The sequence below is a fragment of the Streptomyces sp. NPDC088553 genome (genome assembly GCF_044752965.1).
GTDB lineage: Bacteria > Actinomycetota > Actinomycetes > Streptomycetales > Streptomycetaceae > Streptomyces.
Genome location: NZ_JBIVMG010000005.1, coordinates 135,664 through 162,481, shown reverse-complemented (window position 1 = coordinate 162,481; position 26,818 = coordinate 135,664). Strand labels below are relative to the sequence as shown.

Sequence of the window (26,818 nt, the reverse complement as noted above, 5' to 3'; positions counted from 1 at the left end):
TCCAGGCTTCGGGTGTTCAGGGCCGGACTTCGTAGACCGCGTTCACCGGGGTCTCGGTGGCACGCCGCCAGCGGGTGAAGCCGGCCTCCTCCGCGATGGCCCGGAAGGCCTTCTCGCCGGAGTGGTTGCCGAGCGCGTGCGGGCCGCGCTGGGCGACCGCGACGGGCAGGCACATGACGGCGGACAGGGCCATGAACATGCGGGCGGCGGGCGTCTGCACGTCGATGTCCTGCGGGGAGACGTTCGACTCGACGAGCATCCATGTGCCGTCCGCGTCCAGGGACTTGTGGACGTGCTGGGCGGCGGCGACGGGGTCGCCCATGTCGTGCAGGGCGTTGAAGAAGCAGACCAGGTCGTAGCCGGAGCCCGGGTAGTCGTCGGCCGAGGCGACCTCGAAGACGACCCGCTCGGAGAGACCGGCCTCCTCGGCGAGCTCCCGGGCGATCGAGATGGCCTCCTCCGAGTAGTCGAAGCCGTGCACGGTGGCGTTCGGGAACGCCTTCGCGATGAGCAGCGTGGTGTGGCCGACGCCGCAGCCCACGTCGGCGACGGTGCCGCCGGCGGCGAGCTTGTCGGTGACCTGGTGGAGGGCGGGCAGCCAGTCGGCGACGAGCTTGTGCTCGTACGTCGGCTGGAAGAAGGAGCCCATGCCGGTGTCGAGGGCCGCGTCGTGCTCGGCCCAGCCGACCCCGTCGCCGGTGCGGTACGCCTCCACGAGCAGGTCCTCGGTGGCGTACAGCGCCTTGAGGGCGGTGAAGAAGCCGGCGGCGTACGTGACGGCCTTCGGGTCCGCGAGCACCTCGACGTGGTCGGCGGGGAGCGTGTACGTGAGGGAGCTGGGGTGCCGCTCGACGTATCCGGCGGAGAGCTGGGCGTGCAGCCACTCCTCGATGTACCGCTCGTTCGTGCCGGTCGCCTCCGCGAGCGCGGCGGCGGTGAGCGGGCCCCGCTCGGCGAGCGCGCGGTAGAGGCCGAGGCGCCGGCCGAGGGAGACGGTCAGGCCGCGGACGGCCGCCCCGGCGTCGGTGATGACCCTCTGGTGGAAGTCGTGGGCGCTCACGCGGCCACCCCCTCGTAGCCGTTCGCGCCCGGCAGGTCGCAGGTGAACAGGAAGGAGCGGGGCACCCGCGGGACCGAGCGGGCCGGCACCGGGTAGGGCCAGCGGCCGAAGTCGGCGCCGTCCTCACCGGGCTGCCTGACCTCGCGTACGGTCCAGCCGCAGTCGGCGAGCAGCGTCTCGGGCTCCTCGGTGCCGAAGAGCCACGGGTTGCCGTCCTCCTCCAGGGCCTTCATGAAGCCGCGGGCGAGCGGGTTCTCCAGGGCGGCCTGGGAGATGACGTCGCCGAGCAGCACGGAGCCGGGGGCGGCGTGCGCGGAGAGCGTCGACATGAGGGTCCGTACGGCCTGCTCGGGCAGGAAGAACAGCAGTCCCTCCACCACCCACAGGACGGGCTCCTCGCTCTTCCAGCCCGCCTCCTTGAGGGGGCCGGTCCAGTCCTGGGTGAGGTCGACGGGGACGGTGATCCGGTCGCGGCCGGCCGGCTTCGGCTCCTTCGCCAGCATCTCGGCCTTGGCCTCCAGGAGGGCCGGGCGGTCGAGCTCGTAGACGGTGACGCCGTCGGGCCAGGGCAGCCGGAAGAAGCGGGTGTCCATGCCGGCGGCGAGGAGGACGACCTGGCGGATGCCCCGCTCCTCCACCGCCCGGACGATGGCGCGGTCGAGGTAGGTGGTGCGGATGGCGAGGAACGGCACGGTGCCGCCGCCCGCGTAGCGCTCGAGCAGTTCGAAGCCGATCTGGTCGGCGACGGTGCGCGCGTAGGGATCGGCGAACAGCCGGTCCTCGCGCTCGGTCTCCAGGGCGCGCGCGGCGGCGGTCCACTGGGCGGTGCGGGATACGGCCTCCACAGGAGGTCCCCCTTCACTTCGGTGGATGTACGGGCATACGGACGGCCGTGTTCAGGGGCCCGACGAAGGACGGTTCGTCAGGCGCTCAGGACCGGGACACAGGTCTTGGCCGGTCGCGCGCAGGCGACGGGGTCCTCGGCCGCGGGCATCGACGACAGATGGTCGGCCTCGGAGTCGGCGGGGCGCCGGCGGAAGATGCTGTGCAGGATCATGCTGAACACGGCCGTCCCGTCGGAGGCCACCAGGGTGCACCGCGGTCTGACGGTGCCGGTGGCGGGATTGAACGGCGACGGGGTGGAGCCGAGGATCTCGACGCGCGCGGTGAGGACGTCGCCCGGGCGGACGGGCCGCAGGTAGCGGACCTCGTCGATGCCGGGCGAGCCCATACAGGCGCTGTAGGCGAGCAGTCCGTCGACGTAGCGGCGCATGAACATCGCCTGGGTGTGGAATCCGCTCGCGATCAGTCCCCGGAACGGCGACTGCTCCGCGCGCGCGGGGTCCGTGTGGAAGGGCTGCGGGTCGAAGCGCCTGCCGAACTCCAGCACCTCCTCCGCCGTGACGGTGACGGCGCCCAGCTCATGGACGTCGCCGGGCCGGAAGTCCTCGAAGTAGCGCATCGTGCGCCCCCCTTGACCTAGGAGTGGTCTTTCCCTGGCACACACCAATCTACGAATCAGTCATTTATTTTGTCAACCCAAAAGAGGTACCCAAGGGGCGCTACCCGAGGGCCTGTTCGACGTCGGACCACAGGTCTTCGACGTCCTCGATGCCGACCGACATCCGTACGAGCCCCGGGGCTATCCCGGCGGCCTCCAGGGCGGCCCCGTCGAGCTCCCGGTGGGACGTGGACGCCGGATGGGTCACGAGGGTCTCCACGCCGCCGAGGGAGAGCGCCAGCCGGGCCAGCCGTACGCGCTCGATGAAGGCCCGGCCGGCCTCCCGGCCCCCCGCGAGCTCGAACGACAGCAGCCCGCCGCCGCCGTCGAGCACCTCGCGGGCGCGCTCGTACGAGGGGTGGCCGGGGAGGCCGGGGTAGTGCACGGCGGAGACGCCGGGGTGGGCGGCGAGCCGCTCGGCGAGGGCGGCGGCGTTGGCACAGTGCGCGCGCATCCGCAGCGGCAGGGTGGGCGTCCCGCGCAGGGTCAGCCAGGCGGCGAACGGGTCGGCGCAGGCGCCGAGTTCGACCGTGCGGGGCCAGATCCGGCGGCGCAGCTCGTCGTCGGCGAAGACGGCGGCGCCGCCGAGGACGTCCGAGTGCCCGGAGAGGTACTTGGTGGTGGAGTGGACGACGATGTCGGCGCCGTGCTCCAGGGGCCGGCACAGGACGGGCGAGGCGAGGGAGTTGTCGACGAGGCCGACGACCCCGAGGGCGCGGGCGGCGGCGAGCAGTCCCGGCAGGTCGGGTACCTGGCCGGTGGGGTTGGCGATGGTCTCCAGGAGGAGCAGCCGGGTGGCGGGGTGCGTGGCGGCGGCCTCGAACTCCGCCGGATCGTCGCCGGATATCCGTACGACCTCGATCCCGTAGCGCTCGGCCAGGTCGGCGAGGACGGCATGGGTCCCGCCGTACAGGCAGCGCTGGGCCACCACGCGGTCGCCGGGCCGCAGGAGGGCGAGCAGGACGCCGCTGACGGCGCCCATCCCGGAGGCGAAGGCGATGGCCCCGGCGCCGCCCTCAAGACCGGCGAGGGTCTGCTCAAGCGCCCGTACGGTCGGGTTGCCGCGGCGGCTGTAGACGTACGCCCCGTCGGGTCCCGCCATGGCGTCGGCGAGCTCGGCGGCGGACTCGAAGGCGAAGGCGGAGGACTGCACGAGGGGCACGGAGAGCGGCCGGCTGCCGGGCGGGAGCGGCTCGTTGACGACGTGGACGGCGCGGGTGCTGAGTTCCACGGGAGGTCCTTTCCGGATGCTGTACGGGATGCGGGCACGGGAGACGAAAAGGGGCCGCCCGACGTCCGGGGGCGGACATCGGGCGGCCCCTGCGGGGCGGGGGTCAGGCGGAGACCTTCTCGCCCTGCGGCGCGGGGGCGGCGGCCTCGGCCGCGACCGCCTTGTCGCTCTTCATGACGAGGAGGGTGATCACACCGCCGACGGCGGCGATGATCGCGGCGCCGATGAAGGCGGACGAGAAGCCGTCCGTCAGCTTCGGCAGGTTGCCGAGCCGGTCGGCGCCCTGGGACATGGCGACGGCGGTCAGCGCGGCGAGACCGAGCGCGGAGCCGACGTTGTAGGTGGTGTTGACGATGCCGGAGGCGAGACCGGCCTGCTCCTGCGGGGCGCCGGACATGGCGGTCATCATCGTCGGGATGTAGGCGAGGGACATGCCGAGCGCGGCGACCAGCGAGGCCGGCAGGACGTCGACGAGGAAGGAGCCGGTGGGCGGGACGGCGGCGAGCCAGACCAGGCCGGCGGCGAGGACCAGCAGACCGCCGGCGATGAGCGGCTTGGCGCCGACCTTCATCATGAGCCGGGCCGTGATGGCGGTCATGAAGATCATGAGGAGCACGGTCATCGGGAGCAGGGCGGCACCGGACTCGAAGGCGCCGAAGCCCAGGACCTGCTGGAGGTACAGGTTGAGGAAGTACCACATCGGGATCCAGGCGGCGCCGAGCAGCGTCATGGCCAGGTTGGCCGAGCCGAGGCGCGGGACGCGCCAGACGCTGAGCGGCATGAGCGGCTCGCTGATGCTCTTCTGGATCACGAAGAAGAGGATCAGGAGGGCGGCGGCGCCGATCAGCTGGAGGATCGTGCCGGTGGAGCCCCAGCCGACCTCGGGGGCGCGGACCACGGCGAAGACGGCGAGCGCGAGACCCGCGGTGACGGCGACGGCGCCGAGGATGTCGACGGAGCCGCGGCGGGACTCGACGTCCGGCAGGAGCTTGGTGGCGGCGAGGGTCGCGAGGCCGATCGGGATGTAGATGATGAAGACCCACTGCCAGCTCATCCACTCGGTGAAGACACCGCCGAGGAAGACGCCCGCGGTGCCGCCGGCCGGGGCGGCGGCACCGTAGAGCGCCATCGCCTTGCCGAGCTCCTTCGGGTCGTGCATGAAGAGGATCATCAGCAGGGTCATGGCGGAGGGCGCGATGAGCGCACCGCCGACGCCCTGGACGGCGCGGCCGGCGATCTCGACCCAGGCGGTCTGCGCGGCGGCGGCCAGGACCGACCCGGCGATCATGACGGCCCAGCCGGCGACGAAGATCTTGCGGGCTCCGACGAGGTCGGAGAGGCGTCCGCCGAGGAGCAGGAGGCCGCCGAAGACGATCACATAGGCGTTGAAGATCCACTGGAGCTCGCTCTGCGAGAAGCCCAGGTCCTTCTGCATCTCCGGGAGCGCGACCCCGATGATCGACGTGTCCATGATGACCATGAACTGCGCGGCGGCGAGCACGACAAGTGCCCACCAGCGCCGGGGATTGACGGTTGACATTGCCCTGACCCTTCACTCGCTGCGGCCCCCGAGCGGTCCGATCGGAACTCGGGGCATACCCCTAGGGGGTACCTGTGCGGTGCACCGTAGCATACCCGTGGGGGGTATGTAAGGGTGAGCGGAAAGCGCTGCCGAGAACGCGGGGGAAGCGAGCCTTCCGGCCCGCGCGCCAGGCAGAATGCCCCCATGACCGCCGAGGAACACCCCGAGCTGCTCCAGCGCTGGAACTCCACCCTGCACGCCGCCCGCGCCGGCCGGGAGGGCCCCGACCCCACCCCGTACGGCCGCAACCTGCTGGCCCGCTGGGCCGAGCCGCAGCGCCGCTACCACACGGTCGACCACCTCCGGGCGGTCCTCGCCCGCATCGACGAACTCACCGACCAGGGCGGGGAGGGCGGGGAGTTGGAGCTCGTACGGCTCGCCGCCTGGTTCCACGACGCGGTCTACCGCCCCGACCGCTCCGAGAACGAGGAACGCTCGGCGGTCCTCGCCGAGAAGGCGCTCACCGAGGCCGGACTCACCCCGCACGAGGTCGCGGAGGTCGCCCGCCTGGTCCGCCTGACGGTCACTCACGACCCGGCCCCGGGCGACCTGAACGGCGAGACCCTCTGCGACGCGGACCTCGCGATCCTGGCGACCGGTCCCGATACGTACAGGGGGTATACGGCGGCGGTCCGCGAGGAGTACGGCTTCGTCCCCGACGACGCCTTCCGCGCAGGCCGCGCGGCGGTCCTCCGCCAACTCCTCGGCCTGCCCCGCCTTTTCCGTACGCCTTACGGGGCGGCGGTCTGGGAGGAGAAGGCGCGGGAGAATCTGGAACGCGAGCTCGCTGAATTGACGGACACGTCCGGTACCGGATGAGGCCGGTGGCCTCGCCCTGTCCCATATGCCGAGATCTCCGGCGATCGAGGAATGACAGGAACGAACGACCGGTTGACCCATGTCATGCCGTCTCCCTCCGCCGAGCCCCCGCAGCCCGCCGCCGCCCGCCCCACGAGCGGCACCGAGCCGACCACGACCGCCACCCGCATGCCGCCGGCCGTCTACATCCTCGGCCTGTCCGTCTTCGCCCTCGGCACGAGCGAGTTCATGCTGTCGGGACTCCTCCCGTCCATCGCGGAGGACATGAACGTCTCCATCCCCCGCGCCGGACTCCTCATATCGGCCTTCGCGATCGGCATGGTCGTCGGCGCCCCCCTCCTCGCGGTGGCCACCCTCCGCCTCCCCCGCAAGACCACCCTCATCGCCCTCATCACCGTCTTCGGCCTCGGCCAGATCGCCGGCGCCCTCGCGCCCAACTACGCGGTCCTGTTCACCTCCCGCGTCGTCAGCGCCCTCGCCTGCGCCGGATTCTGGGCGGTCGGCGCGGCGGTGGCCATCGCGATGGTCCCGGTCGGCTCGCGCGCCCGCGCCATGGCGGTCATGATCGGCGGCCTCTCCATCGCCAACGTCCTCGGCGTCCCGGCCGGCGCGTTCCTCGGCGAGCACCTCGGCTGGCGCTCCGCCTTCTGGGCCGTCGGCCTCGCGTCCGCGATCGCCCTCGTCGGCGTGGTGACCCGCATCCCCCGCATCCCCCTGCCCGAGACGAAGCCCCGCCTCACGAGCGAGGTCGCCATCTACCGCGACCGCCAGGTCCTCCTCTCGGTCGTCGTCACCGCCCTCGCGGCGGGCGGCGTCTTCTGCGCCTTCTCCTACCTGGCCCCGCTGCTCACCGACGTGTCCGGCCTCGACAAGGGCTGGGTCTCGGGCGTCCTCGGGCTCTTCGGCATCGGCGCCGTGATCGGTACGACGATCGGCGGCCGGGTCGCCGACGCCCGCCTGTTCGGCGTGATGCTCACCGGCATCGCCGCCTCCACCGTCTTCCTGGTCGCCCTGGCCCTCTTCGCCTCCAGCCCGGTCGCCACGATCGTCCTGACCTTCCTCCTCGGCGTCTCCGCCTTCTACACGGCCCCCGCCCTCAACGCCCGCATGTTCAACGTCGCCGGCGCCGCCCCCACCCTCGCGGGCGCCACCACCACCGCCGCCTTCAACCTCGGCAACACGGGCGGCCCCTGGCTCGGCGGCACGGTCATCGACGCGGACCTCGGCTTCGCCTCGACGGCCTGGGCGGGCGCGGCGATGACCGCCGTCGGCCTGCTGACCGCCGCACTGGCCCTGAAACTCCACAGGTCCCCGTCCCGCGTGGTGACCTCCGGCACCCCGCAGGCCGAGAAGGCCGTGACGACCGCGTCCCGCTGACGCCCCCGGCGTCGGCCGAAATCCTTTCCGTACGGCGCCCCCACCGCCGTACGGTGGCGCGGTGACCACACGGATGATCATTCTCAACGGCGGTTCCAGTGCGGGGAAGTCCGGCATCGTACGGTGCCTCCAGGCCGTACTCCCCGACCCCTGGCTCGCGCTCGGCGTCGACTCGCTCATCGACGCGATGCCCCTCAGGATGCAGAGCTCCGACGGCGGCATCGCGTTCGACGCCGACGGCGGAGTGGACATCGGCGCCGACTTCCGCGCCCTCGAAGGCGCCTGGGCCCAGGGTGTCGTCACCATGGCCCGCGCCGGCGCCCGCGTCATCATCGACGACGTCTTCCTCGGCGGGGCGGCCGCGCAGGACCGCTGGCGGACCTTCGTCGGCGACCTCGACGTGCTCTGGGTCGGCGTCCGGTGCGACAGCACCGTCGCCGAGGGCCGCGAGACCGCACGCGGCGACCGCGTCGCCGGAATGGCCGCGAAGCAGGCGGACATCGTGCACCGGGGCGTCGTCTACGACGTCGAGGTCGACACCACTCACACCGAGTCGCTGCAGTGCGCCCGGGCCATCGCGGCCCACGTGGTCTGACCCGCGCCGCGGCCCCCCGCCGCCCGGCCCGTACGCCTCACGCCGAGGTCAGATCCTGCACCAGGCGGGTCATCAGCGGCGACGGCTCGACCTCCAACTCCCGCCGCAGCAGCAGCTGGTACTCCTTGTAGCGCTTCACCGCGCACGCCGTATTGCCCTCGGCGATGTGGATCTCGATGAGGATGCGGTGCGCCGTCTCCCGGATCGGGTCGATCTGGGTGGCGGTCAGCGCCGTCTGGAGCGCCGCCAGATACTCGCCGTCCCGCCGCAGCCGCTGCGCCAGACTCTCCAGCGCGTGCAGCCGCACCTGGTCCCAGCGCTCCCGCTCCAGGAGCAGCCACTCGTCCGGGAAGGACGGCAGCAGCTCCTCGCCGAGCTTCGCCACCAGCGGCTCCGGGTCGTCGGGCGGCGGGGCGTCCGCCACCGCGCCCTGCGCCAGGCCCCGTATGGTGTGCAGATCGACCTCGACCACCGGGGCCAGCCGCAGCCGGTGGTCCACACACTCCACCGTGGTCACGGAACCCGCGCGCCGGCCGTGGCACAGCGCGGTCCTGAGGTTCGCCGAAGCTCTGCTGGGGCTGCAGTCGGGCCAGAGTCGCTCGGCTGCCGCACCCCGGTGGACACCTCCCGCCGTGTTCAGGGCGAGAAGCGCCAACAGGCGCTGCGCACCTGCTGGGAGGGGGATGCGGCATCCGGCGTATGAGAGCTCGAAAGTGCCGAGCAGTTCGAGGTATACGCCGTTCGATGACACATCCCTCACTGTGCAACCGGCCGGTGGATCACGCATCCGCGCGTCCGGCTGCGCCGGCCCCCGTCGTACGGGTCCACCGCGCCGTCCCGGCCGTCCGGACGGCGGAAAGGAGCACGGCGGGGACCGCCGCGCCCCCGGCCTGACCGGCGGACAAACGGCCCGCGGGACGCTCCGGCAACGGCCCGGAAACGCTCCGGCGACGCCGCTTGCACATTCCGGGTGACGAACCGCCCACGACGGCACCCCACGGTCGGATCGACAAGCCTTTCCGCACGCGGTGCCCACGGGCACGGAAAGCAGGTCCGAGATGAAGCCTCGGGCAGTCCTGGGAGAGCTCCGTGCTCGGCCCGACGAGCCGTTCGGCGACCCTCGGGTGTGCGTGGCCGTGCTCGACGGCCCCGTGGACCTGTCCCACCCCTGCTTGGCCGGCGCGGATCTTACGCGTCTGGACACCCTGGTGCAGGAGCCCGCGGGCACCGGCCCGATGTCCCTGCACGGCACCCACGTCACCAGCCTGATCTTCGGCACGCCCGGCAGCCCCGTCACCGGGCTCGCCCCGCGCTGCCGCGGCCTGATCCTTCCCGTCTTCCGGGACGGCGGCGACGGCCGGGTGCCCCAGATGGACCTGGCCCGCGCCATCGAGCGCGCGGTCGAGGAAGGTGCGCACGTCATCAACATCAGCGGCGGCGAACGGACCGAGGCCGACCAGGCCGACGCCCTTCTCGCCCGGGCCCTGCGGCTCTGCGAGGACCGGGGAGTCCTGGTCGTCTCCGCCGTCGGCAACGACGGCGCCGACACCCACCAGGTCCCGGCCGCCGTCCCCTCCGTGCTGGCCGTCGGCGCCGCCGCGGCCGACGGCCGGCCGCTCGACATCAGCAACTGGGGCGCCGACTACCGCGGCCACGGCGTCCTCGCCCCCGGCCAGGACATCGAGGGGGCCGCGCCCGGCGGCGGGCTCGCCGCCCTCACCGGGAGCAGCTTCGCCACCCCGCTCGTCGCCGGCACCGCGGCGCTCCTCGTCGCGGCCCAGCTGGCCGCGGGCGGACCGGCGGACCCGGCCGCCGCGGGCCAGGCGGTGCTCACGACCGCCACGGCCCCCGACTGTGCCGACCCGGACGCCCCGGCCTGCCGCCGAGGGCTCGGCGGCAGCCTGGACGCCGTCCGGGCGCACGCCCTCATCACCAGGAACGACAGGACCCACTGGAACGACAGGAACGAGGAGGAAGCCGTGACCACTCCCGCAGCCGCTCCCACGCCGTCCGAGGCCCCGGCGCCGCAGGTCGCCCCGGCCGCGTACGAGACTCCCGCGCCCTACGGGACACCAGCGGCCCCCGCACCCGCACAGCCCATGGCTCCCGCGCCGGCGGCCCCACCCGTAGCGGCCGGCATCACCGCGGACGGCGGGGCGCCGCCCCCGACCCCGCCGGCCCCGCCGACACCGCCCCCGGTCCAGGCCGCCCCTGTCCAGGCCGCCGCCCCTGTCCAGGCCCCTCCGGTCCAGGCCCCTCCGGTCCAGGCCGCCCCTGTCCAGGCCGCCGCCCCTGTCCAGGCCGCTCCGGTCCAGGCCGTCTCGATGCAGGCCGCCACTCCGGTCCAGGCCGCCGCCCCGGTCTCCTCACAGAGTGCTACTGCGCCCCCTGTTCACGCCCCCTCCGTCTCAACAGGTGCCGGAGTGCGCCCCTCGTGCGGCTGCGGCGGCGATCCCGCCGCGTGCAGCTGCGGCGGCAGCGGCGGCTCGTCCCCGCGTCCGTTGATCTACGTCATCGGCACCATCGGCTTCGACTACCCGACCGAGGCCCGCCGGGACAGCTTCCGGCAGCAGATGCCGTTCTTCGTGACAGAGGTCGACGGCAAGCCGGTCGAGCAGTCGCCGGACCCCTACAGCCCCCGCCAGCTCCGCGACTACCTCGCGACCGCCCCCTGGGTCTCCGACAAGCTCACCTGGACCCTCACCATGGACGGCGCCACGGTGTACGCGCTGGAGGCCGAGCCTTCCGCGGGCGTGGACTGGAGCGAGGCGCTCGTCCCTCCGGTGCAGGTCGCGAAGGAGCGGAAGTCGCCGATCCGGATCGCCACCGAGCAGGGCAGGACGGACGCCGATCTGTTCCGCCTGTTCGCCAATCCGCCCGTGTCGACGGTCTACCGGGTGTTCCGCGACGCCATCGCGGGCCAGGCCCTCAACCCGGAGGACGCCGAGGAACGCGACGGGTACATCTCGCGCGTCTCCGTGCCGGGCGTCCTCACCAACCGCACCACGCGCCTCTACTCCGGCCAGATCGTGCCGGTGGTCGAGGTCAAGAGCCGAGGCCTGTACACGTGGAACGAAGCCGCGCTCGTCGACTCCGTCTTCACCGAGGTCACGAAGGACGCCGAGGTCCAGACACCCGAGGACAAGAAGAAGCAGGGCAAGGTACAGGTCCGCGACGAGGCCGAGTTGAAGCTGACCATCCGGGCGTTCCTCGACAAGATCTACTACCAGTTCCGCAACCTCGGCCAGACCTCCGCCGACCGCGCGCTCAACTACATGGGCACCAACGCCTTCCTGTTCGGCGACAAGATCGCGGAAGGCCTGCTGTCCGCGAGCAGGGTGCCCGGCTCCACCAAGAACCTGTACGCGCTCGACACCATCACCGTCACCAAGAGTCCGTACTGCAGGGTCGGTTCGGACTGCCAGGACGTGACCGTGACCTTCTACGACCCGGAGGACGAACGCAGGTCCCGGCTCTCGTACCTGTTCACCATCGACGTGAGCGACGAGCTGCCGGTCACCCTCGCCCCGGTCCACACGTTCCTCGGCTCCTTCTGAAGCCCCCACGGCCCGAGGTCCCGCCGACCATCGAGAGGAGAAACCGTCATGGACACCCGGCGCACTCCACACCACCGGCACACCCCGCGCAACCGCCCAGGAGCCATGCCGCTCCAAGTACGCCCCGTCCACCGCGACGCCCCCGGGAGCGAGGCCCCGGGTACCGGTTCCGGCGTCGAGGCCGCCCTGTCCTCCTGCGCCACCCTGACGGGCCCTGCCCGGCAGATGTGCTACGCGGGCGGCGGCGTCTACGTCTGATCCACGCGGATCCGCGACCGGATCCACGACACCGAGGAGAGGAAACCACCATGTTCGACGAGACCCTCGCTCCGGACACGGACACCGGCGCCCCCCGCCGGTCCGCTCCCGGACAGCTCCGACTGCAGCTGCCCCACCAGTCCGCACCCGTCCACCGCGAACGCCACGTCGAGGGATCCGGTGCCGGCGACGGCGGCGCCGCCGCCAGCGGACTGTTCAACATCATCGGCAACCTCGCCGACGGCATCCTGCCGTTCTGACCCGCACAAGCCTCTGCGGGCACAAGGCCCGCAGACAGAAGAAGCAGGGAAAGGAGTACGTGATGTTCGACGAGACCCACGAGACGAACACCGACACCGGCACCTCCCGCCGGTCCGCTCCCGGACAGCTCCGACTGCAGCTGCCCCACCAGTCCGCACCGGTCCGGCGCGGACGGCACGTCGAGGGATCCGGTGCCACCGAGGGCGGCGCCGCCGCCAGCGGGCTCCTGAGCATGCTGGGCCAGGGCATCGACGACCTGTTCCCGTTCTGACGTACTCGGCCGGGCCGTCGCCGGGCATCCGCCCGGTGCCGGCCCGGCCCCCGATCTGAGGAAACGCCATGCGACTCGATCTGCCGATCCAGGCACCGGCGGTGAACCGGCGGGAGCACTACCAGCCGTACCGCATCGTCGTTCTCTTCCTGGACAAGAAGACCGGGAAATCGGAACCGGTGCACAAGCAGCCGAGAGGCAACTACGGGGCTCTGCCCGCGGACCCCGCGGCACTCGTCCACGGCTACGGCCGCGGCTGGAGCTGCGCTCCCACGGGCTGCCGGTGGACCGGTGTCCTGTGACAAGCGTCCTGTGAGGGAAAGGGAAGGGACGGGTCCTGCTCGGCGGCCCGTCCCCGCAGGAAGGAGCCGAGACCACCATGGCCACACTGAGGTCGGCCGTCTCCTGGCCGAACGACAAGACATACCTCTTCTTCGACGACGACACGTACGACCGGTACGACGCGGTCACCGGTCTCCGCGAGGACTCCGGGCTGCCCGTCTCCAACTGGCCCGGCCTCCCCCGCTCGCCGGACGCCTTCGTCTGGTGGGGCGCGGGCAAGGCGTACGCGTTCCTGGGCAGCACCTACGTCCGCTACGACAACCCGACCGACGAGAGCGCGGACGGCGTGGAGGCCGAGTACCTGCCACCCCACTTCACCCTCGAAGAGGGATGGCCCGGTCTGCCCACCGGAGCCGACGGCGGCCCCGACTGGCGTACCGGCATCGACGCGGCCGTGAACTGGGGAAACGGCAAGCTGTACCTCTTCAAGGGCGACTCCTACGTCCGGTACGACATGACCGCGGACCGGGTCGACCCCGACTACCCCCGCCCCATCGCGGGCAACTGGACGGGCCTCACCCCCGACGGCGTGGACGCCGCCGTGAACCCCGGCGGCCGCTTCGCCTACTTCTTCCGCGGCGGGCAGTTCCAGCGCTTCGACGTGGATGCCGACCGGGTGGACGCGAGCGGTCCTCTGGACGCCTCCTTCCGTCTCGCGCCCACCCCGTCCGGAGCCGTGGCCCCCGCCCGCGTACTGACTCCGGACCAGGCGAACAAGCTCATGGCCGACCTGATCCGGCGGGGCCTCGTGACCCTGAAGAGCCCGGCGTTCGTCGACGGACCGTCCGGGATCGTGGCACCGACGCCCGCCCAGCGGGTCGTGGTGAGCCCGCCGACGTTCGGCGGCGTCCGCTACACGAACCAGATCGCGCCGGCGTCCGCGGTCATCGACAACCTCGACCAGCGGATGCTGATCGCGCTGTACCGCCTGACCCGCTGGATCAACTCCTCGGCGCCGGACGTCGCCGAACTCCTCCACCTCGGCATCGGCCACGGCGGGCCGAACCTGAAGGACTGTCACAACCAGGGCCGCGCGCTCGATCTCTCGGGCATCACGGGGCAGTCGGACGGGACCGCGTTCACCCGGTCGGTGAAGAAGGACTGGGGCAACCTGCCACGCCCGCCCGGCGTCAAGGTCCGCATCGACCCCGCCGTGGACCCGCTCGGGCACGGGCTCTTCACGACCGTCTTCCGGTTCGCCACCTTCGAGTGCGAGGCGACGGCGATCGGCCGGGCCAACAAGTGGCCCATGCCGGAACTCGGCGGCACCGGTTTCGTGATCTACCCGGACTACGCCCCGGACGCCGCCCCCGGCACCGACAACGCCAAGCTCCGCGCCGCCCACCAGGACCACTTCCACATCCAGATCGGTGTCACCCGGCTGCCCTGAGCACCGCCGGGCGCCCTGAAGTCCGTCCGCCGCGCTGAACGTCGCCGCGCTGAAGACCGTCCGCCGCCCTGAACGTCATCGCGCTGGACCGCACACCGTCAGGCGGATGCCGGCCGGCCCTTCGGCCGTCGGAGCCCCGCCGCCGTGAGGCGCCGCAGCAGCTCCTTCGACCCGACCTCGACCGCACCGCCGGCCACGGCGTCCGCGTACCGGTCGGAGGGGATGTCGTAGTGGTCCCGCTCGAAGGCGCGCGGCGGAGCGCCTATCGAGGCGGCGAAGGTGTGCAGCTCCTCGAAGGAGACGTCGCTGACCAGGTGGGACCACATGCGGCCGTGGCCCGGCCAGGTGGGCGGGTCGATGTAGAGGGTCACGCGGTGTCCCCGTTCGTGTCGGCCCCGCCGGTGTTCACTTCAGACCGCCCACCGGCGCGACCACGACACCCTGCTTCCCGCAGACCCAGTGCGGGTCGGGCCCCAGCTCGGGCTCCACGTCCAGGGCGTGCGGGTCGCCGGTGGAGCAGACCGGGCAGAGCGGCCAGCGGCCGTACCGTTCGAGCAGGGCGTCCTGGACGTCCTGGGCGACGAGACCGGCGACGTACGTCAGACCCTCGGGCCACTGCTCGACCCACCAGCGCCGGTGGGTCACCGAATCCTCCACCATCGACACCACCTCGGCGGCGGCGACCTCGCGGGCCACCAGGTCGGCCAGTACCAGGGCGCGAGCGGCGTGCAGCGCCTGCTCCACGGGGTCGATGTCGTCCATGCACCCATTGTCACCCCGGTCGAGCGCACCCAGGGAACGGGCCGAAGGTCCCTCCCCGATCCGGGACCGACGGGGTCTTGTCGCACCACCCCTCCGAAAGTATCTTTCAGACGTGACCAATGAAGTGAAGGAAAGTTTCACGGGCGACGCACCCCCCGCCCCCGCCGCGCTCGCGGCCAAGGTGCGGACCCTCGCGCCGTCCATGACCCGCTCGATGCAGCGGGTCGCCGAAGCCGTCGCCGGAGACCCCGCCGGCTGCGCCGCGCTCACGGTCACCGGCCTCGCCGAGCTCACCGGCACCAGTGAGGCGACCGTCGTCCGCACCGCCCGCCTCCTCGGCTACCCCGGCTACCGCGACCTCCGGCTCGCCCTCGCCGGGCTCGCCGCCCAGCAGCAGTCCGGCCGCGCCCCAGCCGTCACCGCCGACATCGCCGTCGACGACCCGATCGCCGACGTCGTCGCCAAGCTCGCCTACGACGAGCAGCAGACCCTCGCCGACACCGCCGCCGGACTCGACACCGTCCAGCTCGGCGCCGCCGTCGCCGCCCTGGCCACCGCCCGCCGCATCGACATCTACGGCATCGGCGCCTCCGGCCTCGTCGCCCAGGACCTCGGCCAGAAACTCCTCCGCATCGGCCTCATCGCCCACGCCCACAGCGACCCGCACCTCGCCGTCACCAACGCCGTGCAGCTCCGCTCCGGCGACGTCGCCATCGCCATCACCCACTCCGGCTCGACCGGCGACGTCATAGAACCGCTCCGGGTCGCCTTCGACCACGGGGCCACGACGGTAGCGATCACCGGCCGCCCGGACGGGCCGGTCACCCAGTACGCCGACCACGTCCTCACCACCTCCACCGCCCGCGAGAGCGAGCTGCGCCCCGCGGCCATGTCGTCCCGGACCAGCCAACTCCTGGTCGTGGACTGCCTGTTCACCTGTGTCACACAGCGTACGTACGAGACGGCGGCCCCTGCCCTCGCCGCCTCGTACGAAGCCCTGGCCCACCGCCACTCACCCCGCACCCGCTGACGACCACAGCACCGAAAGAGCCGCACGTGTCTGCTACGTACTCCGAACTCCGCGCCCAGCTGGCCACCCTCACCACCGAGGCGTTCCGCCCGGAACTGGCCGAGATCGACCAGCTCCCCACCGCCGAGATCGCCGCGCTCATGAACGGCGAGGACGCCACCGTCCCCACCGCCGTCGCCCGGCAGCTGCCCGCCATCGCCGCCGCCATCGACGCCACCGCCGAGCGCATGGCCCGTGGCGGCCGCCTCATCTACATGGGCGCCGGCACCGCGGGCCGCCTCGGCGTCCTCGACGCCAGCGAGTGCCCGCCCACCTTCAACACCGACCCGAGCGAGGTCGTCGGCCTCATCGCGGGCGGCCCCTCCGCCATGGTCAAGGCCGTCGAAGGCGCCGAGGACTCCAAGGAACTCGCCGCCGAGGACCTCACCGCGCTCGGCGTCACGGAGGACGACACCGTCGTCGGCGTCTCCGCCTCCGGCCGCACCCCGTACGCCATCGGCGCCGTCGAGCACGCCCGCGCACGCGGCGCGCTCACCATCGGCCTCTCCTGCAACGAGGACAGCGCGCTCGCCGCCGCCGCCGAGCACGGCATCGAGGTCGTCCCCGGCCCGGAGCTGCTCACCGGCTCGACCCGGCTCAAGGCGGGCACCGCCCAGAAGCTCGTCCTCAACATGATCTCGACCATCACGATGATCCGGCTCGGCAAGACGTACGGAAACCTGATGGTCGACGTCCGCGCCTCCAACGAGAAGCTCCAGGCCCGCTCGCGGCGGATCGTCGCCCTGGCCACCGGAGCACCGGACGAGCAGATCGAGACCGCCCTCGCCGCCGCCGACGGGGAGGTGAAGAACGCGATCCTCATGATCCTCGCCGACATCGACGCCCCCACGGCCGCCGAGCGGCTGAAGGTCTCCCGGGGCCACCTGCGCGCGGCGCTGCACGCGACCGGACCCACGCCGTAACCCCCAGGGGGCACCATCCGTCGGCCCCCTCCCCCCAGAGGCACCCCTCACAGCAAGGCACCACCGCACCATGAGCACAGACGACAAGAACCGCGCCATCGCCGCCGCGATCCTCCCCCTCGTCGGCGGCGCCGGGAACATCAGCTCCGTGGCCCACTGCATGACCCGCCTCCGGCTGGGTCTGCGGGACCGCTCGCTCGTCCAGGACGAGGCCCTCAAGGCACTGCCCGCCGTGATGGGCGTGGTGGAGGACGACACGTACCAGATCGTCCTCGGCCCGGGCACCGTCGCCCGCGTGACCCCGGAGATCGAGGCCCTGGTGGCCGCCGCCCCGCAGCCGGCGCACTCGGCGGAGGACCTCGCGGCGCAGGGCGCGGCCCTGAAGGCGGCGCGGAAGGCGAAGAACGCCACCCCGTTCAAGCTCTTCCTCCGCCGGATCGCGAACATCTTCGTCCCGCTGATCCCCGCGCTCATCGGCTGCGGCATCATCGCCGGCCTCAACGGCCTGCTGATCAACCTCGGCTGGCTGCCCGGCGTCACCCCGGCGCTCGCGGCGATGGCGAGCGGCTTCATGGCCCTCATCGCGGTCTTCGTCGGATACAACACGGCGAAGGAGTTCGGCGGTACGGCGATCCTCGGCGGCGCGGTCGCGGCGATCATCGTCTTCCCGGGCGTCGCCAAGATCGACGCCTTCGGCCAGACGCTCTCCCCCGGCCAGGGCGGTGTGCTCGGCGCGCTCGGCGCGGCGATCCTCGCGGTGTACGTGGAGAAGTGGTGCCGCCGCTGGGTGCCGGAGTCCCTCGACGTCCTGGTCACCCCGACCCTGACGGTCCTGATCTCGGGCCTGGTCACGATCTTCGGCCTGATGTTCGTCGCCGGTGAGATCTCCACCGCCATCGGCGAGTTCGCCGACTGGCTCCTCGCCCACGCGGGCGCCGGAGCGGGCTTCCTCCTCGGCGGCCTGTTCCTGCCGCTGGTGATGCTGGGCCTGCACCAGGCCCTCATCCCCATCCACACCACGCTCATCGAGCAGCAGGGCTACACGGTCCTCCTGCCCATCCTGGCGATGGCGGGCGCGGGCCAGGTCGGCGCGGCGATGGCCGTCTACCTGAAGCTCCCGCGCAACGGCTCGATCCGCCGCACGATCAGGTCCGCGCTCCCGGCCGGCTTCCTGGGCGTCGGCGAGCCGCTCATCTACGGCGTCTCGCTGCCCCTCGGCCGCCCCTTCGTCACGGCCTGCGTCGGCGGAGCGTTCGGCGGCGGCTTCGTCGGGCTGTTCAGCATGCTGGGCGACACGGTCGGCTCGACGGCGATCGGCCCCTCGGGCTGGGCCCTCTTCCCGCTCCTCGACGGCAACAAGGGCCTGGGCGAGACGATCGCGATCTACGCGGGCGGCCTGATCGTCGGCTACCTGGCGGGCTTCGTGGCGACGTACTTCTGGGGCTTCAGCAAGGAACTCCTGGAGGAGTTCGACGTGGACACGGAGACGGAACAGGCGGAGGCGACCGTGGCGAAGGGCGGCCCGACGCCGGAACGCGAGCCGGAGCCGGCGAAGGTCTGAGCGACGGCGGAAAGGAGCCCGGGCGGAAGGATTCCGACCGGGCTCCCGCGTCTCCGTGGCGTACGGGAGTTGCCTACCGGCAGAGAACGTCACCGTCCGGCCGGACGCCCTCGGTGAGGAACCGGGTCACCGCCCGGTCCCCGCAGGCGTTCCCGTTCCCGAGATAGACCCCGTGGCCGCCGTGGTCGACGGAGACGAGCCGCGCCCGGTCGCCGAGTGCGCGCCGCATCCCCATCCCCTTGGAGTGCGGGGTGGCCGGATCCCGCAGGTTCTGGATCATCAGGATGTTGGACGGCCCCCGGTCGGTGACGCGGACGGGTTTCTCCGCCGCGCCGCCCTTCCAGAAGGAGCAGGGGGTGATGTTCGCCGGCATCCCCGCCGTCAGCGGGAACCGCTCGCGGTCCTTCGCCACGGCCCGTTCGTGCGCGGACACGGACGCGGGCCAGTTCACGTCGTTGCAGATCACACCCACGGTGATGGCCGCGGCGTCGTCCGGCATCGCGCCCGCCAGCTCGCGCGGCAGCACCGGCCGGCCCTCCGGGTCGAGCGCCTCCGTCACCAGCTGCGCGAAGGACGGGAAGAAGCCGTCGGAGTAGAGCGCGAGCTGGAGCGACTGGAGCAGCATCGAGCCCGTGAGCGGAGGGCCCGGCTTCGCGGGCTCGCCCGGCGCACCCGGCAGCACGGAGGCGTGCGGCTCCCGGTCGAGCCGGCCCACCAGTTCCATGACGACCGCCCGTACGTCCTCGGGCCGCTCCGCGAGTCGCACCCCCTCGACCGCCCGGTCCGGATGCGCCGCGTAGGCCGCGAAGTCCGGGAACCGGTCCTCGGCGCCCTGCGCCATGCCCTCCAGCCAGCCCCGGGCGACCCGCTTCGGGTCGGGGTCGTTGCTGCTGTCGAGCACCCAGCGATCGGTCCGTCCGGGGAACTGCTCGGCGTAGGCGGCCGCCACGTACGTCCCGTACGACACGCCCCACGCCGACAGCTTCCGCTCGCCGAGCGCCTTCCTCAGCTGTTCCAGGTCCCGCACCTGGTTGGCGGTGGTCAGCCCGCGCAGCATGGCACCCCCGTTCCGGGCACAGGCCTGGGCGATCCGCTTCGACCGGGCGACGTTCTCGTCGATGCCGCCGTCCGCGTCCGGCCACGACCGCAGCGTCATCATCCACCGGTCGCCCTCGTCGAGCCCGCACCGCGCCTTGGCCGAGCCGCCGATCCCGCGCGGGTCGAACGCCACGAGGTCGTACGCCCCGTCCATCTCCTTCGCCAGCGCGGCACCCTTCTGCGCCAGCCGCTGCACCCCGGAGCTGCCGGGCCCACCGGGAATCACCATGAGCACCCCGCGCCGCGCCTCGGGCCGCGCGCCGGGCAGCCGGGAGACGGCGAGCTGGATCTGCTCCCCGTCGGGACGGGCGTAGTCGAGGGGTACGGAGAGCTTGGCGCACTGCTGCCCGGGAAGCGGCTTGACGGCGGGGTCGCACACCCCCCAGTCGAGCCCGGCGGCGGAGGCGGGCGCGACGCCGCCGGCGGCGAGGCCGAGCCCGGCGACGATGGCGACGGAGAGACCGAGAAGAGAAGCGCTACGTCCTGGATTCGCTGTCATGCCCACAGCCTGTCGAAGCCGGTCCTCCCGCCCCATCCGGCAGGCACGCGGCCCGGAGGTAGGGCCAACCCCCGGAGGTACGGCGGGTGTTCGGGCGGCCGCGAGGAGAGACCCGGAGGACCACCCGACACCCCCGACCCCCGGCCTCGGAACGCGACCGCCGCCGACGCTTCCTAGACTCCACCCCCATGACGCACACGCCGAGCCCCGCCCCCTCCTCCGCCCTGGCCGCCGACCTCGCCCCCACCGGCACCCTCCGGGCCTCCATCAACCTCGGGAACCCGGTGCTCGCCCAGGGCACCCCCGAGGCGCCGTCCGGGATCACCGTCGATCTGGCGCGGGAGATCGGGGCGCGGCTCGGGCTTCCCGTCGAGCTGCTCTGCTTCGACGCGGCACGGAAGTCCTTCGAGGCGATGGCCGACGGCCGGGCCGACCTCTGCTTCCTCGCCGTGGATCCGGCGCGGGAGACGGAGGTCGCGTTCACCGCCCCGTACGCCGTCATCGAGGGCGTGTACGCCGTCCCGCGCGACTCCGGCCTCACCACCGTCGAGGACGTCGACGCGCCCGGCGTCCGGATCGGCGTCAAGCAGGGCTCCGCGTACGACCTCTTCCTCTCCCGGTCCCTCGCGCACGCGACGGTCGTCCGCGGGGCGGAGGGCGTCGACACGTTCCGGGAGGAGGGCCTGGAGGCGGGCGCCGGCATCCGTCAGCCGATGACCTCGTACGTGGCGGAACACCCCGAAGTCCGGCTGATCGAGGGCCGGTTCATGGAGATCCGGCAGGCGGTCGGCACGACGGCCGGCCGCGCGCCCGAGACGGTCGCCTTCCTCCGCTCCACCGTCGAGGAGCTGAAGGCGAACGGCTTCGTGGCGGACTCGCTCCGTCGCGCCGGGCAGGACACGGGGCTGCTCGCCCCGCCCGCCTGACGGATCCGGGGGGCGGGGGTTCAGCCGCCCGTCATGTCCGCGGGCGTCAGCGGCTCCCCCGGGATCAGGATCCGGTCCCGGGGGCCGTACGCGGTCAGCTCGTCCCACCACCTCGCCGCCGGGTCGAAGCGGGCGTACGCCACGGCGCCGGCCAGGGCCGGATCGCGGACCCGGAGCGCGCGGAGGGCGAAGGCCGGGCCCTGCCCGAGCCGAACGACGCCGTCCACGGCGAGCGTGCCCAGCTCCGTGGACATCACCGGGCCGCCGACAGCGGGCGCGAGCCCCCGCGCCCACTGCCGTACCGCCTCCGCGTGAACGTCCACGACCTCGGCGAGCGGCAGACCGAAGCAGCGGCGCCCGCCCGCGCCGCGCTCGACGAGCATGCGGTACGGGACGAGGCCGAGCGCGGTCTGTTCGCGCCACATGCGCGCCCAGACCCCGGCGTCGTCGTTGACGTGCCGGAGGACGGGGGCCTGGGTACGGACCGCCGCTCCCGTCGCGAGGACGCGGGCGACGGCCCGGCGGGTCGGTGCCGGGTCGAGCTCCCGGGGGTGGGTGAGGTGGAGGAGCAGCGAGAGGTGGCGGCCTGCCGCGACGACCCGTTCGAGGACGCGGAGGAGGTCATCGGCGTCGGCGGCGTCGCCGGTCGCGGCGAGGAAGCGCTCCGGGGTGTGGAGCACGGCCCTCGTCCGGATGCGGATCGTCCGCACCTGGGGAGTGGCGAGGAGTGGTGAGAGGTACGCGTCGAGCTCCGCCGCCCGCATGGCGAGCGGGTCCTCGCCGTCGAGGACGACGTCCGTGATCTCCGGGTGCCGGGCCAGGCGGGCCGTCATCGCCTCGGGCCCGCCCCGTGCCCCTCCGAGCGCCGGGTCGCCGGGGTCCGGGGGCCGGCGGAAGCAGGACACGCAGGGGATGGGGCAGGTGCGGCGCCGGTCGGGGAGGACGAGCAGGGTGCCGGGGTAGAGGTCCCGGACGGCCTCGGTGTCCCGGCCGGCCGGGTGCGGGTCGAGCCGTTCGCGCAGACCGTCGACGACGAGCCGCAATCGGTCCCGGTCGCCGTCCCGCAGGGTCTGCTCGACGGCGGCGAAGTCCGCGGGGGCGAGCAGGTCGCGGTGGGGCACGAGGAGCCGGTAGAGGGGGTCGTCGGGGGCGCGCGACCAGTCGATGAGCGCGTCGGCGGCGTGGGAGCCGACCCTGAACGGCAGCACGCGGCCGACGACGTCGGCGTCGTGCGCGAGGGCGGGCTGCCCGGTGCGCTCGGCGATGAGCCGGGCGAGGCGGTGACCGGTGAAGACGGTCACCCGTTCCCCACCGCCGGGACGTCGGTCGTCTGCACGGTCGTCGCCTCCCCGAAGGCCTCACCGATGGCTGGTGCGGCGCACCCCGGACGATGATGGGGAGTGGGTGCCCCGGCCGCCAATGGCCCTAGCGGTGGCCCGGTTCGGGGGCAACGGAGGAGTCCGGCCAATCGTGCGCGGCACGTACCGGACAGCACCCCGCGCCACGAAGGTCCGTTCCATACCGTTACGACCGGGTTCGCACCCGAGGGCTTTCGGCCTGGGGCACGCCCCGGTCATCTGCCAGATTGGCGCCTTTCCTCCGGAAGGCGCGGGCCGGATGAGCGCGGGTGAACCGGGCTGGAATCCCGTACGGAAACCGGTCCGGGCGACGCCCCGGAAGGCCCCTTCCCGAGCCTGGGCGGGCACGTGGGGCCCGCGGGAGGCGGCGCGGCACCCGGCGGGCCGGACCTCGGCCCCGAGCGCCGCACGACCCCCTCCAGGGCATCCACACACCCCCTCTGACCTGGGCTTTTAATCCTTCACCCCCTACCCTGGAGATCGACTCGGAGGGGGATCCCGATGGACTTGGACAACCGTGACATCCGCACGGTCGAGGACGTACTGCGCCTGCTCGACGGACTCTTCGCACCCGGTGCCGACCGGTGGACCGACGGCGGCGCCGACTGGTGGGACGGGTTCTACGCCGACCGGGACAGGCCCGTGCCGTTCTTCGTCGCCAAGCCCGACGAGAACCTCGTCTCGTACGTCGAGCGCGGGCTGCTCCCGGCCGGTGGCGGGCGGGCCCTCGACCTCGGGTGCGGGCCCGGGCGGAACACCCTGTACCTCGCGTCGCTCGGGTACGAGGTGGACGCCGTCGACCTCTCCGCGACCGCGATCCGCTGGGCGGAGGAACGCGCCGCGGAGGCCGGTGCGCAGGGCGTGCGGTTCATGTGCGGCGACGCCTTCGCCGCCCCTCTGGAAGGCCCGTACGACCTCGTCTACGACTCCGGCTGCTTCCACCACCTGCCACCGCACCGTCGCATCAGCCACCTCGCGCTCCTGGACCGCGTCCTCGCGCCCGGCGGGCACTTCGCGCTCACCGCGTTCGCCGCCGGAGAAGGCGGCATGGGCTCCGAACTGCCCGACGCCGACTTCTACCGGAAGGGCGCGCTGGACGGCGGACTCGCCTATACGGACGCCTCGTTGCGCGGCATCTTCGCCGGCCTGACCGACATCGAGGTCCGCCGCATGCGCGACGAGGCCACCGACTCCCCCGCCTTCGGAGAGGCCTTCCTCTGGACGGCGCTCTTCCGACGCCCGTAGCACGGCCGAGGGCGACCGGCCCTCACATCGACCTCAGGTGCTCCGCGAGGCGGTCGTACTGCTCCCGCACCCCCGCCTCCATGCCCGCCGCCAGCGCCTGGTCCCTGACCTCGTTCGACGGCCAGAACGACGTGCTGGTCAGGGCCGTGCCGCCGTCCGGGGTCGCGTCGAAGGTGAGCGTGACCCGGACCGCGTCGGCGTCCGGCATCTGCTCGAAGACCTCCGTGTAGTCGAGCCGCTCGACCGGGACGACGTCCTCGTACGTGCCGGAGAAGACGATCTCCTGGCCGTCCGGGGCGGTCTGGCCCCAGCGCCACGCACCGCCCACCCGCAGATCGATGTCGACGACCGTCGTGGTCAGCGCGGCCGCCCCGTACCACTCCCGGACGTGCCCGGGGACCGTCCACGCCTCCCAGACCCGGGCCGGCGGGGCGTCGAAGGTGCGGGTGATGACCAGCTCACGATCGGCCGGGGTCGTCAGGAGGGTGACCATGGTCCGTTCCCTTCATGAAGGGGCACTTCCAGGATCGCCCCGCCGTCCCCGCCCAGCACGTCCGGCACCACGGACCCGCTGACCGCTCCGCCGGCTGATCCGCCGCCGGGAAACGCCCGAGGGCGGCACCCCCACCAGGGGGGTGCCGCCCTCGTTCGCGTTCAGCGATGAACTGCCGATCCCGGAGGATCAGAAGTCCATGTCACCGCCCGGCATGCCGCCGCCGGCCGGCGCGGACGCCTTCTCCGGCTTGTCGGCGATGACGGCCTCGGTGGTGAGGAACAGCGCGGCGATCGACGCGGCGTTCTGCAGCGCGGAGCGCGTGACCTTCGCCGGGTCGATGATGCCCTCGGCGATGAGGTCGACGTACTCGTTGGTCGCGGCGTTGAGGCCGTGGCCGACGGGCAGGTTGCGGACCTTCTCCGCCACGACGCCGCCCTCGAGACCGGCGTTGACCGCGATCTGCTTCAGCGGGGCCTCAAGGGCCAGCTTCACGATGTTCGCGCCCGTGGCCTCGTCACCCGTGAGGTCGGCCTCGAGCTTCTCGAAGACCGAGGAAGCCTGGAGCAGGGCCACGCCACCGCCGGCGACGATGCCCTCCTCGACGGCCGCCTTCGCGTTGCGAACGGCGTCCTCGATGCGGTGCTTGCGCTCCTTGAGCTCGACCTCGGTCGCGGCACCGGCCTTGATGACCGCGACACCGCCGGCGAGCTTCGCCAGGCGCTCCTGCAGCTTCTCGCGGTCGTAGTCCGAGTCGCTGTTCTCGATCTCGGCGCGGATCTGGTTCACGCGACCGGCGACCTGCTCGCTGTCACCGGCACCGTCGACGATGGTGGTCTCGTCCTTGGTGATGACGACCTTGCGGGCGCGGCCCAGCAGGTCGAGGCCCGCGTTCTCCAGCTTCAGGCCGACCTCCTCGGAGATGACCGTGCCGCCGGTGAGGATGGCGATGTCGTTCAGCATGGCCTTGCGACGGTCGCCGAAGCCCGGGGCCTTGACCGCGACGGACTTGAAGGTGCCGCGGATCTTGTTGACGACCAGGGTCGACAGGGCCTCGCCCTCGACGTCCTCGGCGATGATCAGCAGCGGCTTGCCCGACTGCATGACCTTCTCCAGGAGCGGGAGCAGGTCCTTCACGGAGGAGATCTTGGAGTTGACGATCAGGAGGTACGGGTCGTCGAGCGACGCCTCCATACGCTCCATGTCGGTGGCGAAGTACGCCGAGATGTAGCCCTTGTCGAAGCGCATGCCCTCGGTGAGCTCCAGCTCCAGACCGAAGGTCTGGGACTCCTCGACGGTGATGACGCCTTCCTTGCCGACCTTGTCCATCGCCTCGGCGATGAGCTCGCCGATCTGGGTGTCGGCGGCGGAGATGGAGGCCGTGGAAGCGATCTGCTCCTTGGTCTCGACATCCTTCGCCTGCTCGAGCAGGGCGCCGGAGACGGCCTCGACGGCCTTCTCGATACCGCGCTTGAGGGCCATCGGGTTGGCACCGGCGGCCACGTTGCGCAGGCCCTCGCGGACGAGCGCCTGGGCGAGAACGGTGGCGGTGGTCGTACCGTCGCCGGCGACGTCGTCCGTCTTCTTGGCGACTTCCTTGACCAGCTCGGCGCCGATCTTCTCGTACGGGTCCTCGAGCTCGATCTCCTTGGCGATGGAGACACCATCGTTGGTGATCGTGGGGGCGCCCCACTTCTTCTCGAGGACGACGTTGCGACCCTTGGGGCCGAGGGTGACCTTGACGGCGTCAGCGAGCTGGTTCATGCCGCGCTCGAGACCGCGCCGGGCCTCCTCGTCGAACGCGATGATCTTGGCCATGTGAAGTGGTCCTCCCGGACATGGGGTGGATAACGCTCCAGGACCGCGCCGACGCCCGCGACGGACGGCCTCCGCAGCTCCGCGTGGTTCCTTGCCCCACCCGGCCGGCGGCCTCGTCTGCCCGATCCTCGTAGCACTCTCACCTTCCGAGTGCTAACGCCAATGATTAGCACTCGCCCTATGAGAGTGCAAGCGACTCTCGATGATCGGGATGCGGGGCGGGGGGTCACGGGAGGGGCGCGAGAGGGGCGCGGAACGGGCTCGGGACGCGCATGGAACGGGCGCGGAACCCGCTCGGAAGGCGGCCGGGAACGCGTGAGGGGTCCGCATCCCCTCAGGGATGCGGACCCCTCGACGGCGTTGCGTCGGTGGCCGATCGCGCCGCGCTCAGACGGCGAGCTTGACCATGTCCGCCTGCGGACCCTTCTGGCCCTGCGAGATCTCGAACTCGACTCGCTGTCCCTCTTCGAGGCTGCGGTAGCCATCCATCTGGATCGCGCTGTAGTGGACGAAAACATCCGCACCACCGTCGACCGCGATGAAGCCGTAGCCCTTCTCCGCGTTGAACCACTTGACGGTGCCCTGAGCCATGCCTAACTCCCCTATTACTGGCCCTTGCGCGGGACCCGCACTTCGCGGAACCCGGGTCAGACCCTGCGCCGGAACGCGTCGACCGCGGCTGAATGTATCTGCCCAACTGCCCTCTGCAACAGGTCAATCGACTGAGAATTCTGGGCGCCACGGAAAGGCGAATTGGGGAGATTCCCTTGATTTACCGGGCAATTCGGGCCCGGCAAAGCGTGCAGAAGGTACACAACGCGC

Annotated in this window: 27 protein-coding genes; 14 read left to right on the top strand and 13 right to left on the bottom strand. The window is 72.3% G+C overall.

Translation table 11 applies throughout. The annotated features are described in order from the left end of the window. Nucleotides 1–16: 16 nt before the first annotated feature. From ACIP8Z_RS17485 to ACIP8Z_RS17465, 5 genes are all read right to left on the bottom strand, one after another. On the bottom strand, nt 17–1,060 hold the full coding sequence (locus ACIP8Z_RS17485) for a class I SAM-dependent methyltransferase (RefSeq protein ID WP_402084190.1): 1,044 nt from the start codon (nt 1,058–1,060) through the stop codon (nt 17–19). Beyond that, entirely contained in the window at nt 1,057–1,905 is an 849-nt protein-coding gene (locus ACIP8Z_RS17480; RefSeq protein ID WP_402084188.1) for a class I SAM-dependent methyltransferase, read from the bottom strand. The genes ACIP8Z_RS17485 and ACIP8Z_RS17480 overlap by 4 nt, the downstream gene beginning before the upstream one ends. 77 nt (nt 1,906–1,982) lie before the next feature. Further along, nucleotides 1,983–2,522 (bottom strand): MaoC family dehydratase, encoded by a 540-nt coding sequence (locus ACIP8Z_RS17475; RefSeq protein ID WP_402084185.1) that lies wholly within the window; start codon nt 2,520–2,522, stop codon nt 1,983–1,985. 100 nt (nt 2,523–2,622) lie between these two features. Continuing rightward, nucleotides 2,623–3,792: a trans-sulfuration enzyme family protein gene (locus tag ACIP8Z_RS17470; RefSeq protein WP_402084183.1), complete on the bottom strand. Its 1,170-nt coding sequence runs from the start codon at nt 3,790–3,792 to the stop codon at nt 2,623–2,625. Nucleotides 3,793–3,895: 103 nt separating this feature from the next. After that, nucleotides 3,896–5,332, bottom strand: coding sequence for an MFS transporter (locus ACIP8Z_RS17465; protein WP_402084180.1), 1,437 nt, complete (start codon nt 5,330–5,332; stop codon nt 3,896–3,898). 186 nt (nt 5,333–5,518) lie between these two features. Here ACIP8Z_RS17465 and ACIP8Z_RS17460 point away from each other — a divergent pair, with 186 nt between their 5' ends. The 3 genes from ACIP8Z_RS17460 to cpt all read left to right on the top strand — a co-directional run bounded on the left by ACIP8Z_RS17460 (nt 5,519) and on the right by cpt (nt 8,165). After that, entirely contained in the window at nt 5,519–6,193 is a 675-nt protein-coding gene (locus tag ACIP8Z_RS17460; RefSeq protein WP_402084177.1) for a hypothetical protein, read from the top strand. A 168-nt stretch (nt 6,194–6,361) separates the two neighbouring features. Continuing rightward, nucleotides 6,362–7,570 (top strand): Cmx/CmrA family chloramphenicol efflux MFS transporter, encoded by a 1,209-nt coding sequence (locus ACIP8Z_RS17455; protein WP_402085280.1) that lies wholly within the window; start codon nt 6,362–6,364, stop codon nt 7,568–7,570. A gap of 73 nt (nt 7,571–7,643) precedes the next feature. Next, nucleotides 7,644–8,165: a chloramphenicol phosphotransferase CPT gene (gene cpt, locus ACIP8Z_RS17450; RefSeq protein ID WP_402085278.1), complete on the top strand. Its 522-nt coding sequence runs from the start codon at nt 7,644–7,646 to the stop codon at nt 8,163–8,165. A 37-nt stretch (nt 8,166–8,202) separates the two neighbouring features. Here cpt and ACIP8Z_RS17445 read toward each other — a convergent pair whose 3' ends face one another. After that, nucleotides 8,203–8,664 carry a BTAD domain-containing putative transcriptional regulator gene (locus ACIP8Z_RS17445; RefSeq protein WP_402084175.1) on the bottom strand — a complete coding sequence of 154 codons (462 nt, stop codon included), beginning with the start codon at nt 8,662–8,664 and terminating at the stop codon, nt 8,203–8,205. Between the two features lie 559 nt (nt 8,665–9,223). On the opposite strand from ACIP8Z_RS17445, the gene ACIP8Z_RS17440 reads away from it, so the two are divergent. The 6 genes from ACIP8Z_RS17440 to ACIP8Z_RS17415 all read left to right on the top strand — a co-directional run bounded on the left by ACIP8Z_RS17440 (nt 9,224) and on the right by ACIP8Z_RS17415 (nt 14,244). Then, nucleotides 9,224–11,722 (top strand): S8 family serine peptidase, encoded by a 2,499-nt coding sequence (locus tag ACIP8Z_RS17440; RefSeq protein WP_402084173.1) that lies wholly within the window; start codon nt 9,224–9,226, stop codon nt 11,720–11,722. A gap of 105 nt (nt 11,723–11,827) precedes the next feature. Beyond that, on the top strand, nt 11,828–11,980 hold the full coding sequence (locus ACIP8Z_RS17435; protein WP_402084171.1) for a hypothetical protein: 153 nt from the start codon (nt 11,828–11,830) through the stop codon (nt 11,978–11,980). A gap of 50 nt (nt 11,981–12,030) precedes the next feature. Next, nucleotides 12,031–12,240, top strand: a complete 210-nt coding sequence (locus ACIP8Z_RS17430) for a hypothetical protein (protein WP_402084168.1) — start codon at nt 12,031–12,033, stop codon at nt 12,238–12,240. 62 nt (nt 12,241–12,302) lie between these two features. Then, nucleotides 12,303–12,512: a hypothetical protein gene (locus ACIP8Z_RS17425; RefSeq protein ID WP_383861805.1), complete on the top strand. Its 210-nt coding sequence runs from the start codon at nt 12,303–12,305 to the stop codon at nt 12,510–12,512. A gap of 68 nt (nt 12,513–12,580) precedes the next feature. Continuing rightward, entirely contained in the window at nt 12,581–12,814 is a 234-nt protein-coding gene (locus ACIP8Z_RS17420; RefSeq protein ID WP_402084166.1) for a hypothetical protein, read from the top strand. A 77-nt stretch (nt 12,815–12,891) separates the two neighbouring features. Then, nucleotides 12,892–14,244 (top strand): hemopexin repeat-containing protein, encoded by a 1,353-nt coding sequence (locus ACIP8Z_RS17415; RefSeq protein WP_402084163.1) that lies wholly within the window; start codon nt 12,892–12,894, stop codon nt 14,242–14,244. 98 nt (nt 14,245–14,342) lie between these two features. Here the strand turns inward: ACIP8Z_RS17415 and ACIP8Z_RS17410 are convergent, their stop codons facing one another. Together ACIP8Z_RS17410 and ACIP8Z_RS17405 are read right to left on the bottom strand one after the other, a co-directional pair. Continuing rightward, the gene (locus tag ACIP8Z_RS17410; RefSeq protein ID WP_402084161.1) at nt 14,343–14,615 is read right to left on the bottom strand and encodes a DUF4031 domain-containing protein; all 273 of its coding nucleotides are present in this window, start codon (nt 14,613–14,615) and stop codon (nt 14,343–14,345) included. Nucleotides 14,616–14,649: 34 nt separating this feature from the next. Continuing rightward, nucleotides 14,650–15,006, bottom strand: a complete 357-nt coding sequence (locus ACIP8Z_RS17405; RefSeq protein WP_402084159.1) for a hypothetical protein — start codon at nt 15,004–15,006, stop codon at nt 14,650–14,652. A gap of 112 nt (nt 15,007–15,118) precedes the next feature. Between ACIP8Z_RS17405 and ACIP8Z_RS17400 the strand changes: the two genes are divergently transcribed. The 3 genes from ACIP8Z_RS17400 to ACIP8Z_RS17390 all read left to right on the top strand — a co-directional run bounded on the left by ACIP8Z_RS17400 (nt 15,119) and on the right by ACIP8Z_RS17390 (nt 18,559). After that, nucleotides 15,119–16,036: a MurR/RpiR family transcriptional regulator gene (locus tag ACIP8Z_RS17400; RefSeq protein ID WP_030321987.1), complete on the top strand. Its 918-nt coding sequence runs from the start codon at nt 15,119–15,121 to the stop codon at nt 16,034–16,036. Nucleotides 16,037–16,062: 26 nt separating this feature from the next. Beyond that, nucleotides 16,063–16,998 carry an N-acetylmuramic acid 6-phosphate etherase gene (murQ, locus tag ACIP8Z_RS17395; RefSeq protein WP_402084156.1) on the top strand — a complete coding sequence of 312 codons (936 nt, stop codon included), beginning with the start codon at nt 16,063–16,065 and terminating at the stop codon, nt 16,996–16,998. 70 nt (nt 16,999–17,068) lie between these two features. Further along, nucleotides 17,069–18,559, top strand: coding sequence for a PTS transporter subunit EIIC (locus tag ACIP8Z_RS17390; protein ID WP_402084154.1), 1,491 nt, complete (start codon nt 17,069–17,071; stop codon nt 18,557–18,559). A gap of 73 nt (nt 18,560–18,632) precedes the next feature. Here ACIP8Z_RS17390 and ACIP8Z_RS17385 read toward each other — a convergent pair whose 3' ends face one another. After that, nucleotides 18,633–20,156: an alpha/beta hydrolase gene (locus ACIP8Z_RS17385; RefSeq protein ID WP_402084153.1), complete on the bottom strand. Its 1,524-nt coding sequence runs from the start codon at nt 20,154–20,156 to the stop codon at nt 18,633–18,635. Between the two features lie 188 nt (nt 20,157–20,344). Here ACIP8Z_RS17385 and ACIP8Z_RS17380 point away from each other — a divergent pair, with 188 nt between their 5' ends. After that, a complete protein-coding gene (locus ACIP8Z_RS17380; RefSeq protein WP_402084150.1) occupies nt 20,345–21,082 on the top strand; it encodes a transporter substrate-binding domain-containing protein in 738 nt (245 codons plus the stop codon). Nucleotides 21,083–21,102: 20 nt separating this feature from the next. Here ACIP8Z_RS17380 and ACIP8Z_RS17375 read toward each other — a convergent pair whose 3' ends face one another. After that, the gene (locus ACIP8Z_RS17375; protein WP_402084148.1) at nt 21,103–22,383 is read right to left on the bottom strand and encodes a lysine 2,3-aminomutase; all 1,281 of its coding nucleotides are present in this window, start codon (nt 22,381–22,383) and stop codon (nt 21,103–21,105) included. Nucleotides 22,384–22,941: 558 nt separating this feature from the next. On the opposite strand from ACIP8Z_RS17375, the gene ACIP8Z_RS17370 reads away from it, so the two are divergent. Continuing rightward, nucleotides 22,942–23,685 carry a class I SAM-dependent methyltransferase gene (locus tag ACIP8Z_RS17370; protein ID WP_402084145.1) on the top strand — a complete coding sequence of 248 codons (744 nt, stop codon included), beginning with the start codon at nt 22,942–22,944 and terminating at the stop codon, nt 23,683–23,685. A 22-nt stretch (nt 23,686–23,707) separates the two neighbouring features. Here ACIP8Z_RS17370 and ACIP8Z_RS17365 read toward each other — a convergent pair whose 3' ends face one another. The 3 genes from ACIP8Z_RS17365 to ACIP8Z_RS17355 form a co-directional block, all read right to left on the bottom strand. Then, on the bottom strand, nt 23,708–24,178 hold the full coding sequence (locus tag ACIP8Z_RS17365; protein WP_402084142.1) for an SRPBCC domain-containing protein: 471 nt from the start codon (nt 24,176–24,178) through the stop codon (nt 23,708–23,710). A gap of 189 nt (nt 24,179–24,367) precedes the next feature. Then, a complete protein-coding gene (gene groL, locus ACIP8Z_RS17360; protein ID WP_055598877.1) occupies nt 24,368–25,996 on the bottom strand; it encodes a chaperonin GroEL in 1,629 nt (542 codons plus the stop codon). A 387-nt stretch (nt 25,997–26,383) separates the two neighbouring features. Then, a complete protein-coding gene (locus ACIP8Z_RS17355; protein ID WP_015035246.1) occupies nt 26,384–26,587 on the bottom strand; it encodes a cold-shock protein in 204 nt (67 codons plus the stop codon). Nucleotides 26,588–26,818: the final 231 nt, after the last annotated feature.

Excerpts from the sequence above, each read along its gene's own strand:
- ACIP8Z_RS17475 (WP_402084185.1), bottom strand. The coding sequence starts at position 2,522 with ATGCGCTACTTCGAGGACTTCCGGCCCGGCGACGTCCATGAGCTGGGC.
- ACIP8Z_RS17465 (WP_402084180.1), bottom strand. The coding sequence starts at position 5,332 with ATGTCAACCGTCAATCCCCGGCGCTGGTGGGCACTTGTCGTGCTCGCC.
- ACIP8Z_RS17460 (WP_402084177.1), top strand. The coding sequence starts at position 5,519 with ATGACCGCCGAGGAACACCCCGAGCTGCTCCAGCGCTGGAACTCCACC.
- ACIP8Z_RS17455 (WP_402085280.1), top strand. The coding sequence starts at position 6,362 with ATGCCGCCGGCCGTCTACATCCTCGGCCTGTCCGTCTTCGCCCTCGGC.
- cpt (WP_402085278.1), top strand. The coding sequence starts at position 7,644 with ATGATCATTCTCAACGGCGGTTCCAGTGCGGGGAAGTCCGGCATCGTA.
- ACIP8Z_RS17440 (WP_402084173.1), top strand. The coding sequence starts at position 9,224 with ATGAAGCCTCGGGCAGTCCTGGGAGAGCTCCGTGCTCGGCCCGACGAG.
- ACIP8Z_RS17435 (WP_402084171.1), top strand. The coding sequence starts at position 11,828 with ATGCCGCTCCAAGTACGCCCCGTCCACCGCGACGCCCCCGGGAGCGAG.
- ACIP8Z_RS17430 (WP_402084168.1), top strand. The coding sequence starts at position 12,031 with ATGTTCGACGAGACCCTCGCTCCGGACACGGACACCGGCGCCCCCCGC.
- ACIP8Z_RS17425 (WP_383861805.1), top strand. The coding sequence starts at position 12,303 with ATGTTCGACGAGACCCACGAGACGAACACCGACACCGGCACCTCCCGC.
- ACIP8Z_RS17420 (WP_402084166.1), top strand. The coding sequence starts at position 12,581 with ATGCGACTCGATCTGCCGATCCAGGCACCGGCGGTGAACCGGCGGGAG.
- ACIP8Z_RS17415 (WP_402084163.1), top strand. The coding sequence starts at position 12,892 with ATGGCCACACTGAGGTCGGCCGTCTCCTGGCCGAACGACAAGACATAC.
- ACIP8Z_RS17405 (WP_402084159.1), bottom strand. The coding sequence starts at position 15,006 with ATGGACGACATCGACCCCGTGGAGCAGGCGCTGCACGCCGCTCGCGCC.
- ACIP8Z_RS17390 (WP_402084154.1), top strand. The coding sequence starts at position 17,069 with ATGAGCACAGACGACAAGAACCGCGCCATCGCCGCCGCGATCCTCCCC.
- ACIP8Z_RS17385 (WP_402084153.1), bottom strand. The coding sequence starts at position 20,156 with ATGACAGCGAATCCAGGACGTAGCGCTTCTCTTCTCGGTCTCTCCGTC.
- ACIP8Z_RS17380 (WP_402084150.1), top strand. The coding sequence starts at position 20,345 with ATGACGCACACGCCGAGCCCCGCCCCCTCCTCCGCCCTGGCCGCCGAC.
- ACIP8Z_RS17370 (WP_402084145.1), top strand. The coding sequence starts at position 22,942 with ATGGACTTGGACAACCGTGACATCCGCACGGTCGAGGACGTACTGCGC.
- ACIP8Z_RS17365 (WP_402084142.1), bottom strand. The coding sequence starts at position 24,178 with ATGGTCACCCTCCTGACGACCCCGGCCGATCGTGAGCTGGTCATCACC.
- groL (WP_055598877.1), bottom strand. The coding sequence starts at position 25,996 with ATGGCCAAGATCATCGCGTTCGACGAGGAGGCCCGGCGCGGTCTCGAG.
- ACIP8Z_RS17355 (WP_015035246.1), bottom strand. The coding sequence starts at position 26,587 with ATGGCTCAGGGCACCGTCAAGTGGTTCAACGCGGAGAAGGGCTACGGC.